The sequence below is a fragment of the Mesoflavibacter profundi genome, assembly GCF_014764305.1.
In the GTDB taxonomy this organism is placed as follows: Bacteria; Bacteroidota; Bacteroidia; order Flavobacteriales; family Flavobacteriaceae; genus Mesoflavibacter; species Mesoflavibacter profundi.
In genome coordinates, this window is sequence record NZ_CP061703.1 from 593,055 (window position 1) to 606,735 (window position 13,681).

20 protein-coding genes are annotated in these 13,681 nt (G+C 31.5%); 16 read left to right on the plus strand and 4 right to left on the minus strand.

What is annotated here, in order from left to right:
• The first annotated feature begins 35 nt into the window (after positions 1-35).
• From IFB02_RS02775 to IFB02_RS02845, 15 genes are all read left to right on the plus strand, one after another.
• Complete coding sequence (locus IFB02_RS02775; RefSeq protein ID WP_106687030.1) at positions 36-497, plus strand: hypothetical protein; 462 nt, start codon at positions 36-38, stop codon at positions 495-497.
• A gap of 166 nt (positions 498-663) precedes the next feature.
• Positions 664-1,104 carry a c-type cytochrome gene (locus IFB02_RS02780; protein ID WP_106687029.1) on the plus strand — a complete coding sequence of 147 codons (441 nt, stop codon included), beginning with the start codon at positions 664-666 and terminating at the stop codon, positions 1,102-1,104.
• 151 nt (positions 1,105-1,255) lie between these two features.
• A complete protein-coding gene (locus IFB02_RS02785; RefSeq protein WP_106687028.1) occupies positions 1,256-1,702 on the plus strand; it encodes a hypothetical protein in 447 nt (148 codons plus the stop codon).
• Positions 1,703-1,932: 230 nt separating this feature from the next.
• Positions 1,933-2,586 carry a hypothetical protein gene (locus tag IFB02_RS02790; RefSeq protein WP_146131240.1) on the plus strand — a complete coding sequence of 218 codons (654 nt, stop codon included), beginning with the start codon at positions 1,933-1,935 and terminating at the stop codon, positions 2,584-2,586.
• A gap of 196 nt (positions 2,587-2,782) precedes the next feature.
• On the plus strand, positions 2,783-3,340 hold the full coding sequence (locus IFB02_RS02795; protein WP_106687026.1) for a hypothetical protein: 558 nt from the start codon (positions 2,783-2,785) through the stop codon (positions 3,338-3,340).
• A 264-nt stretch (positions 3,341-3,604) separates the two neighbouring features.
• On the plus strand, positions 3,605-4,318 hold the full coding sequence (locus IFB02_RS02800) for a DUF6896 domain-containing protein (RefSeq protein WP_191073026.1): 714 nt from the start codon (positions 3,605-3,607) through the stop codon (positions 4,316-4,318).
• A 165-nt stretch (positions 4,319-4,483) separates the two neighbouring features.
• The gene (locus IFB02_RS02805) at positions 4,484-4,822 is read left to right on the plus strand and encodes a hypothetical protein (RefSeq protein ID WP_223878867.1); all 339 of its coding nucleotides are present in this window, start codon (positions 4,484-4,486) and stop codon (positions 4,820-4,822) included.
• Positions 4,823-4,831: 9 nt separating this feature from the next.
• Positions 4,832-5,047, plus strand: coding sequence for a hypothetical protein (locus tag IFB02_RS02810; RefSeq protein ID WP_106687025.1), 216 nt, complete (start codon positions 4,832-4,834; stop codon positions 5,045-5,047).
• Between the two features lie 152 nt (positions 5,048-5,199).
• A complete protein-coding gene (locus tag IFB02_RS02815; RefSeq protein WP_106687024.1) occupies positions 5,200-6,069 on the plus strand; it encodes a toxin-antitoxin system YwqK family antitoxin in 870 nt (289 codons plus the stop codon).
• 150 nt (positions 6,070-6,219) lie between these two features.
• Positions 6,220-6,756: a YcxB family protein gene (locus IFB02_RS02820; RefSeq protein WP_106687023.1), complete on the plus strand. Its 537-nt coding sequence runs from the start codon at positions 6,220-6,222 to the stop codon at positions 6,754-6,756.
• Positions 6,757-6,911: 155 nt separating this feature from the next.
• A complete protein-coding gene (locus IFB02_RS02825) occupies positions 6,912-7,547 on the plus strand; it encodes a hypothetical protein (RefSeq protein WP_106687022.1) in 636 nt (211 codons plus the stop codon).
• A gap of 188 nt (positions 7,548-7,735) precedes the next feature.
• Positions 7,736-7,978: a type II toxin-antitoxin system ParD family antitoxin gene (locus IFB02_RS02830; protein ID WP_028284019.1), complete on the plus strand. Its 243-nt coding sequence runs from the start codon at positions 7,736-7,738 to the stop codon at positions 7,976-7,978.
• Positions 7,975-8,277, plus strand: coding sequence for a type II toxin-antitoxin system RelE/ParE family toxin (locus IFB02_RS02835; RefSeq protein ID WP_062623211.1), 303 nt, complete (start codon positions 7,975-7,977; stop codon positions 8,275-8,277). The genes IFB02_RS02830 and IFB02_RS02835 overlap by 4 nt, the downstream gene beginning before the upstream one ends.
• Before the next feature lie 164 nt (positions 8,278-8,441).
• The gene (locus tag IFB02_RS02840; RefSeq protein WP_106687020.1) at positions 8,442-8,942 is read left to right on the plus strand and encodes a sortase family protein; all 501 of its coding nucleotides are present in this window, start codon (positions 8,442-8,444) and stop codon (positions 8,940-8,942) included.
• A 157-nt stretch (positions 8,943-9,099) separates the two neighbouring features.
• Positions 9,100-9,747, plus strand: coding sequence for a hypothetical protein (locus IFB02_RS02845; protein ID WP_106687019.1), 648 nt, complete (start codon positions 9,100-9,102; stop codon positions 9,745-9,747).
• A 597-nt stretch (positions 9,748-10,344) separates the two neighbouring features.
• Here the strand turns inward: IFB02_RS02845 and IFB02_RS02850 are convergent.
• From IFB02_RS02850 to IFB02_RS02865, 4 genes are all read right to left on the minus strand, one after another.
• On the minus strand, positions 10,345-11,130 hold the full coding sequence (locus IFB02_RS02850; protein ID WP_317173491.1) for a patatin-like phospholipase family protein: 786 nt from the start codon (positions 11,128-11,130) through the stop codon (positions 10,345-10,347).
• A 67-nt stretch (positions 11,131-11,197) separates the two neighbouring features.
• Positions 11,198-11,680 carry a hypothetical protein gene (locus IFB02_RS02855; protein WP_191073027.1) on the minus strand — a complete coding sequence of 161 codons (483 nt, stop codon included), beginning with the start codon at positions 11,678-11,680 and terminating at the stop codon, positions 11,198-11,200.
• 190 nt (positions 11,681-11,870) lie between these two features.
• Positions 11,871-12,305 carry an Hsp20/alpha crystallin family protein gene (locus tag IFB02_RS02860; RefSeq protein WP_106687016.1) on the minus strand — a complete coding sequence of 145 codons (435 nt, stop codon included), beginning with the start codon at positions 12,303-12,305 and terminating at the stop codon, positions 11,871-11,873.
• A 90-nt stretch (positions 12,306-12,395) separates the two neighbouring features.
• Positions 12,396-12,872, minus strand: a complete 477-nt coding sequence (locus tag IFB02_RS02865; RefSeq protein WP_106687015.1) for an Hsp20/alpha crystallin family protein — start codon at positions 12,870-12,872, stop codon at positions 12,396-12,398.
• 357 nt (positions 12,873-13,229) lie between these two features.
• Between IFB02_RS02865 and IFB02_RS14000 the strand changes: the two genes are divergently transcribed.
• A complete protein-coding gene (locus IFB02_RS14000) occupies positions 13,230-13,676 on the plus strand; it encodes a DnaJ domain-containing protein (protein ID WP_191073028.1) in 447 nt (148 codons plus the stop codon).
• Positions 13,677-13,681 lie beyond the last annotated feature (5 nt).

Below are 13,681 nucleotides of genomic sequence, written 5' to 3' on the forward strand. Positions count from 1 at the left end.
TAAACCAAATCCCGACAATTGAACAAATTCTGAATATGCTTAAGTGGTTAAATAGAATTTTTAAAAACATACAGAAACCTAATCTTGAAGGTTTAGAATATCTTATTTTTGGAAGATTCTTCAGTGATAACTATGGCGCTTATGAAATTTACAAACTAACGCGCTCGGAATTATTAGTGGATAAAAGAGAGATATGGCACATTGAAAGATATACTAAAAATGGATATACTTTCGTCGGTGAGTTATTGTCGCAAGAGAAATTTGAACTTGTAAAAGATTTAATTGTCCAAGTACCAAATGAAATACTTGATAAAAATCTAAACGGATTTTATACTACTGGAAATAAAAATGAAGACAAACTGATAGTGGAAATAAGCGATGGAATTATAAAGAAAGAAATTACGATTGATGATTATGAATTCGAAACTGAAAACTTACCGACTGAATTGAGAAAATTTAGACTTTCAATAGAACGTAAAATAAAAGAACTCGATTAAAAAACTACACCTAACAATGTATAACCGCAATTACGGCGGATTCGACTACGTCCGAATCCACTCGGAATTGCTAACGTCGGTACTAAGCCGAAAATCATTAACTTTAAAACCGTAACTGACGGTTATACGAGACCGTTGTTTACAATTTGAGAAAACCCAAATCTGAATGAAAAACCCGAGAAAATTAATAATTCGGATTTTAATTTCCACAAGCGTAATTCTGATTTTACTCATTGGACTTTTCATCTTTGTGATTAGAAAAAATGGAATAACGGAATTTGACCAAAAGAAAACTGATTATCAGCCAACAGCAGTTAAAACCGAAAAGACAACGCCTGAATTTGACCGTGGAAAAGAAATTTTTACTGCTGACTGCAATGTTTGCCACAAAAGACGTTCGACAATCGGAAACGAATACATAAAACGGACTATAGAAAATGTCGGAATTGACTATTTTAAACTGTTTCTAACCAAACAGGATTCATTAGTAAAATCAAAAGACATTTATGCAATAAAATTAAAAGAGGAATTTAACAATGCGGGGAATAGTCACAACTTTGATTATTCCGAAAACGAACTGAACTCATTAATAGAATATTTAAAATAAAAACTGTACACAACAACGGCTATAGTTCATTGCTTCTGACTTTCCTTTCGGAAAGTCCTCGCAAATTTGCTATCTTCGGTTTACGGCGGAAAATCCTCGCGGATTTTCACGCAACGAAACCATAGCCAAACCGTTGTAGCAAATTAAAAGAATGAATAGTTCAATCGATAATGGAGGAAAAACTCATGTAAGATATGCTCACAAGCATTATCCAAAAATAGTTGAACTTGAATGTGAAAAATGCGAATCTAGAATGATTGCTACTAATCAAAATGTTCCCGACGGAATTGAGCATTTTATGGATATTTCTGATTTTGAAAAAAAATGGAATCTTGTATGTCTGAATTGCACATACCGAACTGAGCTAAATTGGAGTGAACTGAAAGAATTTGATTTCTGGCTAAAAACCGAAATAAGAAATATAGAATTTTGGTCTTGGAATATTGACCATCTGAATATGATTCTGAAAAAACTCAAAAAAGAGGATTTGAAATCTGACAAATGGCAATTTTTCCAGAGTTATATTCCTCAAGAATGGCTTCTGAAATTTAATAGCGAAAAAGAAATTCGGAAAATAGAAAAGTTAAAAGAAAAATAACTTGCTACAACAACGTGTATAGCTCATTGCGGCTGAATTTCCTATCGGAAATTCATTCTTATTCACTATATTCGTGATACGACGGAAAATCATAGCTGATTTTCCGCAACAAACTATACACGAACACGTTCTACGCAATTTGAAACGAGCATTTGTCTAAACGAAAACGGAAGTTTACTCATTCTGACTTTTAATCAAATCTGGAATTGCTGAATTTTGGACAAAAACAAATGAACAGAAACTATTCGATTTTCATCCTTTTACTTTTTCTTTCGCTTGGACTTAACGCCCAACGATTAAAAACGGAAGAAATAAAGGACTTGTCCGAAAAGTATTTAAGAGAAGCTTTTGGAGAGGATTTATTCCAATATTTCGAACCGACTGAAAATATATCTTATTACAAACTACCTGCGAATAGATTTGGATTTGAAAACTCAAAACTGCTCAAAAAAAACCGCCGAATTAGAAAAAATTGGACTTCAATATTAGTGTTTTGGCATTTTAATTATCCAGAAGTCGACGGAATTCGTTCTGGTGTTTGGGTTAAAATCAATAAACAGCTTGAACTTTACGAACCAATTGAACTGGATTTCATTCCAAAATTTGTTTGGGAAAAAAGACCTTCTGATTTTATTTCAGTCGAGAAAGCCAAATTAATCGGAGATAAACACTTAACGAAAACGGAATTTGGGAGAGAAAATCCTAAACTCAAATTTGACAATAAAAAAAGTGAATATATCTATGAGATTTGGAACAAGAAAACTCAAGAAATTGATTTGGATGGGAAAAAGCACGGAGTTTTGGAAATAATTAAAATTAGTGCTTTAACAGGAAAGCTAATTGAAATTACAAATGGATATTATGGAAAAATATTAATTAGATAAAAACTGCGTAGAACAACGTGTATAATTAATTGCGGCTGAATTTCCTATCGGAAATTCATTCTTATTCGCTATATTCGTATTACTACGGAAAATCATAGCTGATTTTCTGCAACAAACTATACACGAACACGTTGTGGTGCATTTACCAAAACGAACGCTGGAATCAAAAATTGACTAAAACCGAACTGAATTTTTAATGAATTTTTCACGACATTGTAATTTATGCGAAAACCAAATAACGAGTCTTGAAAAAGGAATTACCTGCAAACTGACCAATAAAAAACCTGACTTTAACAACACTTGTTCTAAAATCAATCTTGATAAAAAATTTCAAGAAAAGTTAGAAATTGCTAATCTCGAATTGGAAATAATCCGCAGAAACCAAAAGTCAACACATCTGACTTTCTACGGCACAATAATTATTGGTTTTCTTTTAATACTTCTTGGGTACTTTTTATCTGACTGGAAAATATTTAGCTTATATCTATGGTACTTGAAAATTGGAATGATTGCAGTTGGATTTTCATTTCTGGGAGTTGCTTACTCTAAACTGAATAAATATAGACAAGAACATAAAAAAGCGGAACTGGAAAAAAACAAAATTGATGAAGTCCTAAATAAATATGGAATTTCATATCAAGAAAGCTTTGAGTTTAAAGAAAAAATCCACGGAACTCAAGAAGTAATTGTGAACTTTGAATTTAAAAATTGGACAAAAATAAAAACAACAAATTCTTATAAGTTTGACTATTAAAAGTAAAAAAAACGACACCACAACATTGTATAACCGCAATTACGGCGGATTCGACTACGTACGAATCCACTCGGAATTGCTAACGTCAGTGCCAAACCGAAAATTAACGCATATTAATCCGTAACTTACGGTTATACGATACCGTTGTGCGTCATTTACGAAAACCCTAAATCATTGATTAGAAAAACTGACATAATTTCAATAAACTCAATTGAGGAATTGCCATCACTCGAAAGAATTAAATCAATTCCAAGAGAAAGAACATTGAAGCTTATTTTTGAGAATGAGCTTAAAAGTAAAAGAGAAAAAATTGGAGAAAATCTAAAAAAAGAACTTTTAGGATTCCAAGTTGGTATTCATACTATTCAGCCCGAAATATATGTAGCAAAACTAATAACAGATGAGGAAATTGAAAGCAACCAGGACTTCTTTGAACAATGCGCAAAAGACTATAGACAATTAGGAAAGGAATTACTTTTTAAGCTTGTTAATAAGCTTAACTTAAAGTTAAATGAAGATTTTCCTTTAGGTACTTTTAACATACTAAAATCTGGAAAAAAACAAATTGGTAAAGTAGAAAACTGGAAATACTTTGTACACGGATTTCATTGCGGATTTGAAAATATAACAACAGGACAAATTATAGAAGTTCCTTTAGTTTTTGGATTAGAGTTTGGAGACTTGGACCCATACTTTTTCACAAAGTATATTAAATCAACACCAAGTTATAAACCTTTACCAGTTGACATTTATGAAGATTATGCTGATGGAGTTCGAATAATTGAGAAAATGATTTCACTAGGTAAATTTGAAAGAATAGACTCAAATATTGGAAATCATTATGGAATTGTAGTAACAGATAGAGAAAAAGTAAATATTAAGTCTTGTGAGGAATTAGACGAACAGTACAAAAAACAAAATAGACAAATGAAAAACTCGAAATTTAATATTTGGAAATACCTTGAACTAAAAAAATAAAAAAACGAACGCACAACAATGTATAACCGCAATTACGGCGGATTCGACTACGTCCGAATCCACTCGGAATTGCTAACGTCAGTGCTTAACCGAAAATTATTAACTTTAATCCCCTAACTGACGGTTATACGAGACCGTTGTAACACATTTGACCAAACATCATAATTGAAATTATCACAAAGACATATAAAGAAAATTAAATGGACGACTCGAATGGCGTTTTCTAGTTTAGGAATTTTAATTATAGCACTTTTGATAAACGAATTTAGAGTACCTTTATTTGGAATAAAGAAAGGTTACGCACCACATAATTTCGGTTTTAACTTTACGTTTTTTCTACCTTCAATGGCAATTGCTATTGGACTTGGATTTGCTGTAATCGGACGAACAATAAAACACTGGAAAACTTGGACTAACTTAAATAAAAAATTAGTGTTAATTGGATTATCAATTCCCTCAATTGGAATTTTGTCTTTTGTAATAATAAAAATGTTTAGCCTCTAAAATAAAAATATGACTAAATTCATAATCATTTCTGTTTTAATAATACTTTTCGGAGGCTTTTTATATTGGGCTTATCTTCCTGACTATAGACGAAATCCGAAAGAATTTTGGCGAACTTTAATCGGAATGCCTATTGGAATGATACTTGGCGGAATTGGATTCAGAGATTTAAACGAACAAATTAAAAAATGGGCTGTAGCAGAAAAAAATGAAAAAGAAAACTGAAAAATAAAAACGCACTACAACAATGTATAACCGCAATTACGGCGGATTCGACTACGTCCGAATCCACTCGGAATTGCTAACGTCAGTGCTTAACCGAAAAACATTAACTTTAAATCCGTAACTGACGGTTATACGAGACCGTTGGCAATAATATGAACAAGACCTACCAAATATTAATTATTCTGATTTTTTTGACCTTTTCAATTTCCTGTCAAAAAGAAAAAAGCGTTGTCGAAATTGAATTAAATAATCTGAATATTAAAGCGGATGAATTTAGTAAAATCGATACATCTTTTTCTGCAAATAACACCATCGAAAGATTGAGGTTTGTGAAATCGGAAATAGAAGATATTCGAGTCTTTTTTTATGAAAGTGGAAAAAAGAAATCAATTATTCCAGTAAAAAATTCTCAAGTTCACGGAGAATGCACTGATTGGTATGAAAATGGACAGATTAAATGGAAACGTTTCTACGATAATGGAAATTCAATAAAACAAAGTACAAATTACGGCGAAAATGGAAACAGAACGAAAATCGATGATTTCACCGATGGTAGTTTTACAGAATTTTATTTAAATGGCGAACCTCAATTAAAACGTTCTGACAAATTATATATCGACTACTATTTAAACGGAAAGATTAAAACAAATTATTCTGTAAAATCTGACAGCCTAACGATTGTAGAATACTTTAATGAGAACGGAAAAGAATCTTTCAGCGGATATTCTAATTCTAAATTTGTCTTATTCAATAATAATAAATCTCTGTTCAATGGAACAATTACATCAAAATTTAACGATGGAGAAATAGCATATCAACAAACTTTTGTTGACGGATTGCCAAATGGCGAATGTATCAGCAGATTTGGTAATAAAAATTTAGAATATGAATTAGAATTTCTAAATGGAGAGGAAATTGGAATTCATAAAAGATATTATCCAAATGGTAATATCCAATCAATTAAAAACGTTAACACAAAGGAATATAAACAATGGGATGAAAATGGAAATCTCGTTGAATAAAAATACTATTGCCAACAACGTGTATAGCTCATTGCGGCTGAATTTCCTATCGGAAATTCAGCCGCAATGAGCTATATTCGTGATACATCGGAAAATCATAGCTGATTTTCCGCAACAAACTATACACAAACACGTTGCCATTAATACGAAATGACTATAAACTATCAACTTACAAACTCGGATTTTTTAGAATATCAGCTTTATACTTCTTCAAAATCTGAATTGCATAAAAAAAGAAGATTTCGTTCTCGAATAATCGTACCAATCATTTATGTTCTATTTGGACTTTATTTAGCGAATAAAAACGGAGATAACGGAATTGGAATCGTATTCGCTGGAATTGGAATTTTATGGTTTGTGTTTTATCCAATGTATTCTAAAAGGAGATATAAAAAACATTTTCAAAAACACGTTGAGGAAAATTATAAAAATCGAATTAACAAACCTGTGAAAATTGACTTTGATGAAAATTTTGTGAATGCCAAAGATTTTACATCTGAAAGTAAAATAAACGGAACTGAACTCAAAGAACTGATTGAAACGAAAGAACATTTCTTCATAAAATTAACAACTGATTTATCTCTGATTGTCCCAAAACACTCAATCGAAAATCAAACGGAATTTAAAAAACGTGTGACCGAATTAGGAGCTGAATATGTTGACGAACTGAATTGGAAATGGAAATAAAAGTACTAATGGCAACAATGTATAACCGCAATTACGGCGGATTCGACTACGTCCGAATCCACTCGGAATTGCTAACGTCAGTACTTAACCGAAAATCATTAACTTTAATCCCGTAACTGACGGTTATACGAGACCGTTAGGCACAATTAGAAAAAATGAACAAATTATTAATATTAACTTTTTTGATTTTAGCAAGTTGCTCTTCAAATGGACAGAATAATTTTGAGGGAATTATAAAGTTCTCAACTGAAATAACAACAACAGAATTAGCGCCAGACGGATTTCAAAAACAGTTGAATGACAAATATGGAGATAGTTTGTTAATGTACTACTCGAGAAATGGAAACTTTCGCAGAGTTCATCTGAATAGTGCTGAATTCGGAGCTGATTCTCAATATTACTTCGCGAATAAAGCTAAACTCTATTTTACGAATAAAAACAGTTCTCAAATTGACTCTTTAGACACAAAAGAAAACTCTCTGAAATTATTAAATAAAGGGAAAATCAAAAATCAGAAAATATTGGATTTAGATTGTGAGTGTTATGAGTTTAAAGCAATTAGCAAATTCAATCAAAATGTGACTTTAAATTATTGCTATAATTCAGAAAGTCCGAAAATCAATCCCGAATTATATTCTGACCACAACGACTTTTATCTGAATGAATATTATGAGCTTGCCAAAAGACCTTATCTAAAATTCTCGATCGAAACAGAGGAATTTAAAATAACTTACTTGGCGATTGAATTGACTGAAAAGGAAATTGACAAAGAAAAATTTGAATTAAAATAACTGTGCCTAACAACGTGTATAGCTCATTGCGGCTGAATTCCTAATCGGAATTCATTGCAATTTGCTATCTTTCGGTTACGGCGGAAAATCAGCTATGATTTTCCGCAACGAAATCATAGCCAAACACGTTGTGTGCAATTTGGCTACGTTACCAAGATTTGGTATATTTGAGCAAAAATATAGTCAAAATGGGAAAAAACACATCAATATCACTCGGAAATCATTTTGAGGATTTTATAAGAGAAGAAGTAAATTCTGGAAGATATGGTTCGGTTAGCGAAGTAATTCGTTCTGCTTTACGTTTGTTAGAACGTGAAGAAAAAAAGGAAAGGGAACTGATTAAAGCTCTCGAGGTTGGGGAAAATAGTGGATTTGTTGAAAATTTTGACCCAAAACAACATCTGAAAGAATTACATCGTAAACACTTATGAGCAAAAACAAATATCGCATAAGTCAACAAGCGATTGAGGATTTAGATAAAATTTGGATTTATACGCTCAATAAATGGTCTAAAGAACAAGCTGACAGATATTACGACTTGATAATTACGGAAATTGAATTTATAGCTGACAACTTTATGACTGGAAAGTCAGCGGAACAAACTCGAAAGAATTATCGAGTGACTAAAATAAAATCCCATTTAATTTTTTATAGAAAAGTGGAAAATGATATCGTGGAAATTGTTAGAATTTTACACCAACGAATGGATATTAAAAAACGACTGAAATAAAAAAAACTGCACACAACAATGGCTATAAGTAATTGCTTGTTCTCGCCTACTTCTGAAAATCCTCGCGGATTTTCAGTTTGGTGTATACTTGCAAAGTTAAGTGCTAAACCACGCAACTACTCATAGCCGAGACCGTTACCCAACATTTGAAGAACTGAACTTAAATGACAAAAAAAGCCCCAAAAGAAATATTTAACAAACTTATTTTAGGATGTATTGTAATAATTGGATTTGGAATTTATTTATCCGTTAGAAGTGGAAAAGAAAAAAATGAATTTAATAACATAACTGGAAAAATAGATTTTTTAGAAAATACATTTGGGAATCTAAAAAAGAGAGACCACCGATTTATTCACATAACTGATTACGAACTAGTTTTTGATTTATTTATTGGAAAGCGGACAGGTGATTTTAGTCCTAAGTTTGAACAAATAGACAAACTGAAAATTGGAGATAAAATTACAGTTTATTATGCTGACAAAACACCTTTGCAGAAGAATCAAAACTTGAGTTTAAATAAAACTGTTCAATTTATAGACAAAAATGGAGAGGCATACTTCATAAGAGGAAACAAAGATAAATATGGTGGATATTTTTTTATCGGGATTGGAATTTTGACTATGATTTTGCTTCTGATTGGAAAAAAACTTGGAAAAATAAAATAAAAACGTTGGGTAACAATGTATAAATTCAATTGCGGCGGATTCGACTACGTCCGAATCCACTCGGAATTGCTAACGCCAGTTCTTAACCGAAAATCATTAACTTTAATCCCATAACTGACGGTTATACGAGACCGTTGTACCCAAGCTGTGAAAACCCATGAATAACATTAAAATCTTCATTCTATTTATAATATTTAGTCAAGTTTCATTTGGACAAAATAACAGTGGAGATTTTAAAAATTACGAGGAATCACAAAAATGGATTACAGAAATTAAAGAGCTCAATGCTGAAGAGCGTAAAAACAAAATCATCAACAGAGTCAAATGTGAGCAAGAATCGGAACAAAGTGAAATTGACTTTTGGCTTACAATAGTAATTGATGGTGGAGCTTTTTCAATTGCCAATGACTTTTCTGATAAACAAATTGAGAATTTAAAATTAATTCCAGCTGAAAATTTTAACATTACGCAATCTCTTTGCGAATCCGATGAAATCTATCCTCAAAGATGTAATCTTGGTTTTGTACTAATCAATCGTCCTGATAAACCAGTATTGAACGAAATAACTGAATTAAAAAACATTGAGATAAAAAGGAGAAAAGGAAAAATAGTTGTCAAATTGAAATCGGAAATTGAAAAGAATATTGAATTTGAATTAAATCATCTTCTGCAAGGTCATAGCACAAAGCTTCTAGTTAAGAAAGAGCTGAAAAAGGGAAAAAATAGATTTCTTTTTAGAAGGAGTAATAATTTACAGCTTGTAGAGGCAAAAGTTAACGGAAAGAAATTAATTATAATAATATGAAAAGCCAGCGTACAACAATGTATAACCGCAATTACGGCGGATTCGACCACGTCCGAATCCACTCGGAATTGCTAACGTCAGTGCTTAACCGAAAATTATTAACTTTAATCCCGTAACTGACGGTTATACGAGACCGTTGTACACAAGCTCTGAAAAGCCAACCGAACAAACAGCACATTTGGTTCTTCCGACACAAAAGCCAACGCTCAAAAAACCAAAAGAGCTGTTTTTACCAACTACAATCAAGATGGTTCAAATTGTAGAATAGTAAATAATTTAACTTTATTGTACAGCATTTACAAAAAAGTCTCAAAGTGAAATATTCTTTGAGACTTTTTTATTAGTAGTTTTAATTTTTAAACATTAAACTGTCGTTTATTTTGATTGCTACTTATTCTTTTGAAAACATCTGACCAAAATGACGACAGCTTTTGTAAGAAATACGTCTTTTTCTTTTTTATTTTGTTCTCATAAATTAAATATTTATCGATGATGTACAGGAAAACTAAATAAATCAGTAATATCATCGACATTCCAATTGCTAAAGTTTCCATAATCGTTAATTAAAAATTGTTTAAACCTTTATAATAAATCATTTTACACAATCCATTTATCCAATTCCCTATTGGCACTATCATATCCTATGTTAAAAGCTTTACCTATACCTTTTTTATCCAAAACACCAATGGTTTCTAATCCTTTAGGAACGAACAAAAACTCTGGGACACAAAGTTTATCTACCGTATTTGCGTGCAACATTAAAAGATTTGCTCGTTGAGTAATTTGTAGTGAACTTTTTAAGTTACTAGCTGTTACTGTTTTCATAGAAGTGGTATAACTACCAATAATAATATCACAATTGTTTTGTAAAGGTTCTACAGGGAAGTTATTCATTAAACCACCATCTGCATAGATCTGGTCTTCTATGGTAACAGGACTAAACACAGGTGGTAATGCTGCCGACGCCAAAAGCGGTAAATACAATTTCCCTTTATTAAAATAGGTTGGCTTACCAGTGAGTAAATTGGTCGCAACAACTGTTAAACTCTTATCAAGATCTTCAAAGGTTGAACCTGAAAAAAATGACTCGAAAAAAGGCAAATACTTATCAGTGTCAAACAGTCCAGGTTTGTTTAACGTAACAAAATTATACTTTAGTAATGGTGTTTCTTTAAAAAATGTAAGCATATCATCAATAGTAACACCATCTGCATACAAACCACCAACAATAGCACCTGCACTTACACCAGAGATGTGTTCTGGAAAAATATCACGTTCCATTAAGGCACTTAGTAAGCCAATATGAGCAATACCCTTAACACCGCCACCTGAAAGCACAAGACCTACGTTTGACTTTTGTAAAGTATCTAAATTCATCATCATTTCATTCAAAAATGGGGCAAATTAATCCCCATTTTATGTTTTTAAGATACTGTATTTTAATTACAGGCTATCTCTTTTTTTTCTCAAAATCTTTGCGATATTTTTCTAAAAAATGTTTCTGTCTGTTAAACATTTTTTGTCTTATTTTGTCTATATCCATAAAGTCCTCACCAAAATCACTTTTAAAAAAATCATCGTTAAAAAAATGATTGCTAAATGATGAGTCGGGTTGAAAAATATCTTCAAATCCATCATTCTTAAACTGTGAAAAATGTCTATAGAACTTCGATTCAAAATTATTTAACAAACTATCTCTATCAATTTTCGGTAAATCTTTAAACTCACCACCTGACGACCACGAATAAATACTATCATATCTGATCAAGTTTCCGTTTTCGTCAAACTCTTTATCTACTTTCCAAGTACCTTTAGGTTGTTCGATTTTAGGCTTTTCCTCTATTTTATCAACTTTATCAGTTTTAGTTTGAGCATTGCAACTTACAAGAACTGATGAAAGCATAAATATTAATAAATATCTGAATGTTTTCATTTCTAAATAGTTTTAAAGTTTAAACCTTTTGTAATTAAGAAAATTTTATTTTTTTATGGTTTTCATCTACAAACCAATACACTATATAAAATGGCAATGAAATGACCATAAAAGCAAGTGTTAACAAGTTTTTTAAGTTAAATTTTTATACTAAATTTCTCATTTTACCCGAAGTTTTTAATAGATGTTTTTAAGCAACTTTTAAACTACGTTTTTTATTCACATTTTCCTTTTTTGCAATCTTAACTTGCAACAGTCCATTTTTCATTTTTGCATTAATTCTGTCAACATCTGCGTCTAATGGCAAATCAAAAGCTCTGTAAAATGAACTTCGTACAAACTCTCGTCTTACCCAATATTTATCATTGATTTCTTTATTTTGTGTTTTTTCACCACTGATAATAAGGACATTACCTTGCACCTCAATAGTGACATCTTTTTTATCTAAACCTGGTAAAGCAATGGAAAGCTCAAAAGCGGTTTCCTCATCACTAATGTTGGTTGATGGTATGGAAACCAACTCATTAATTCCATCTTTTAGTTTTGGTAAAACTTTACCAGTAAATTTTTCTATAATTGGTGGGAATTTTATGGCTTTGCCCACTTCTTTACCAAATACTTTCATTTTTAATAAATTTTAGGTTAAACAATTTAGAAGTAAGGGGCTGGGACACCAACCCCAAATTCAATCAATCAAAAAAAACTAACCAACCAATTACGAAATTTTTATGGTTCTTGCTGGCTTTTGTTTAGCCTCTTCTCTTTTAGGTAAGTGAATGTTTAAAATACCATCTTCGTATTTCGCATCAATCTTACTATCATCTACACTATCTGGAAGCGTAAAAGTTCTTTTGAACGAAGAGTAACCAAATTCTCTACGAGTATAGTTATCCTCTTTTTGTTCATTTTCTTCTTTCATCTCTGTAGAGATAGATAATACGTGGTTGTCTAGGTCAATTTGGAAATCAGACTTTTTGAGTCCTGGTACAGCCATTTCTACAACATACGCATCACCAGTTTCTTTAATATTAACTTTTGGTAAAGTCATACCAGTGTTAAAATTAGAAGTAAATACTGATGGTAGCTCGTTGTTAAAAAAGCTATCGATCCAGTTTGACCAAGTTGGATAGTTTAAACCTGAATTAACATTTGATAAACTTCCATTTTTAGGAACATTAACTAAAGTGCTCATAATTACAAAAATTTAAATTAAACATTAAAACAAATTGTGAAATCTTGATTGACTTCAAAATGCACTAGGCAAATTGAATGCCAAAATTAAAATGATATATTCGACTCATTTCTATATATACAAAACAATTAAAAAAGCGTCATATTGTCATCTAAAAATTTATGAATAATGTCATTTTGGCATTTATTCAGATTTAAAATTATCAGTTTTTTAGAGTCTTTGACACTAGTAATACTACATTTATGTTGGTACATAATTTGCCAACCTAGATAATAGAATAGATATGAATTAAAATGTTTTAAGTAATAATAAGCATAGAATATTATTAATATAACGACACCAATTTTTTTAAGAGTTATGGAATACAAAGATTATTATAAAATACTTGGTGTTGATAAAAACGTAACACCAAAAGACATAAAAAAAGCCTATCGTAAGTTAGCTGCTAAATATCATCCAGATAAAAATCCAAATGATAAAACTGCAGAGGCTAAATTTAAGGAAATCAATGAGGCTAACGAAGTATTGAGCAATCCTGAAAAAAGGGAAAAGTACGACACTTTGGGAGCAAACTGGCAAGCCTACGAGCAAGCTGGTGGTGACTGGAAACATTACGCGAACCAACAAAAAAACGGCAACGGACGCACCTATTATTACGAGGGAGACCCTTCAGAGTTTTTTGGTGATGATGGTAGCGGTTTTTCAAGTTTTTTTACGCCTTTTTTGGCGGCAATAGCGGTTCAAGTGGTTTTGGCAGAAGACAATCTGCTCGTGGTAGAGGCAGTTTTCAAGTTAGCGATATAGAAGCC

Bases quoted from the DNA above. Each gene is read 5' to 3' on its own strand.
- IFB02_RS02775 (WP_106687030.1), top strand. From the start codon at position 36: ATGCTTAAGTGGTTAAATAGAATTTTTAAAAACATACAGAAACCTAAT.
- IFB02_RS02780 (WP_106687029.1), top strand. From the start codon at position 664: ATGAAAAACCCGAGAAAATTAATAATTCGGATTTTAATTTCCACAAGC.
- IFB02_RS02785 (WP_106687028.1), top strand. From the start codon at position 1,256: ATGAATAGTTCAATCGATAATGGAGGAAAAACTCATGTAAGATATGCT.
- IFB02_RS02790 (WP_146131240.1), top strand. From the start codon at position 1,933: ATGAACAGAAACTATTCGATTTTCATCCTTTTACTTTTTCTTTCGCTT.
- IFB02_RS02795 (WP_106687026.1), top strand. From the start codon at position 2,783: ATGAATTTTTCACGACATTGTAATTTATGCGAAAACCAAATAACGAGT.
- IFB02_RS02810 (WP_106687025.1), top strand. From the start codon at position 4,832: ATGACTAAATTCATAATCATTTCTGTTTTAATAATACTTTTCGGAGGC.
- IFB02_RS02815 (WP_106687024.1), top strand. From the start codon at position 5,200: ATGAACAAGACCTACCAAATATTAATTATTCTGATTTTTTTGACCTTT.
- IFB02_RS02820 (WP_106687023.1), top strand. From the start codon at position 6,220: ATGACTATAAACTATCAACTTACAAACTCGGATTTTTTAGAATATCAG.
- IFB02_RS02825 (WP_106687022.1), top strand. From the start codon at position 6,912: ATGAACAAATTATTAATATTAACTTTTTTGATTTTAGCAAGTTGCTCT.
- IFB02_RS02830 (WP_028284019.1), top strand. From the start codon at position 7,736: ATGGGAAAAAACACATCAATATCACTCGGAAATCATTTTGAGGATTTT.
- IFB02_RS02835 (WP_062623211.1), top strand. From the start codon at position 7,975: ATGAGCAAAAACAAATATCGCATAAGTCAACAAGCGATTGAGGATTTA.
- IFB02_RS02840 (WP_106687020.1), top strand. From the start codon at position 8,442: ATGACAAAAAAAGCCCCAAAAGAAATATTTAACAAACTTATTTTAGGA.
- IFB02_RS02845 (WP_106687019.1), top strand. From the start codon at position 9,100: ATGAATAACATTAAAATCTTCATTCTATTTATAATATTTAGTCAAGTT.
- IFB02_RS02850 (WP_317173491.1), bottom strand. From the start codon at position 11,130: ATGATGATGAATTTAGATACTTTACAAAAGTCAAACGTAGGTCTTGTG.
- IFB02_RS02855 (WP_191073027.1), bottom strand. From the start codon at position 11,680: ATGAAAACATTCAGATATTTATTAATATTTATGCTTTCATCAGTTCTT.
- IFB02_RS02860 (WP_106687016.1), bottom strand. From the start codon at position 12,305: ATGAAAGTATTTGGTAAAGAAGTGGGCAAAGCCATAAAATTCCCACCA.
- IFB02_RS02865 (WP_106687015.1), bottom strand. From the start codon at position 12,872: ATGAGCACTTTAGTTAATGTTCCTAAAAATGGAAGTTTATCAAATGTT.
- IFB02_RS14000 (WP_191073028.1), top strand. From the start codon at position 13,230: ATGGAATACAAAGATTATTATAAAATACTTGGTGTTGATAAAAACGTA.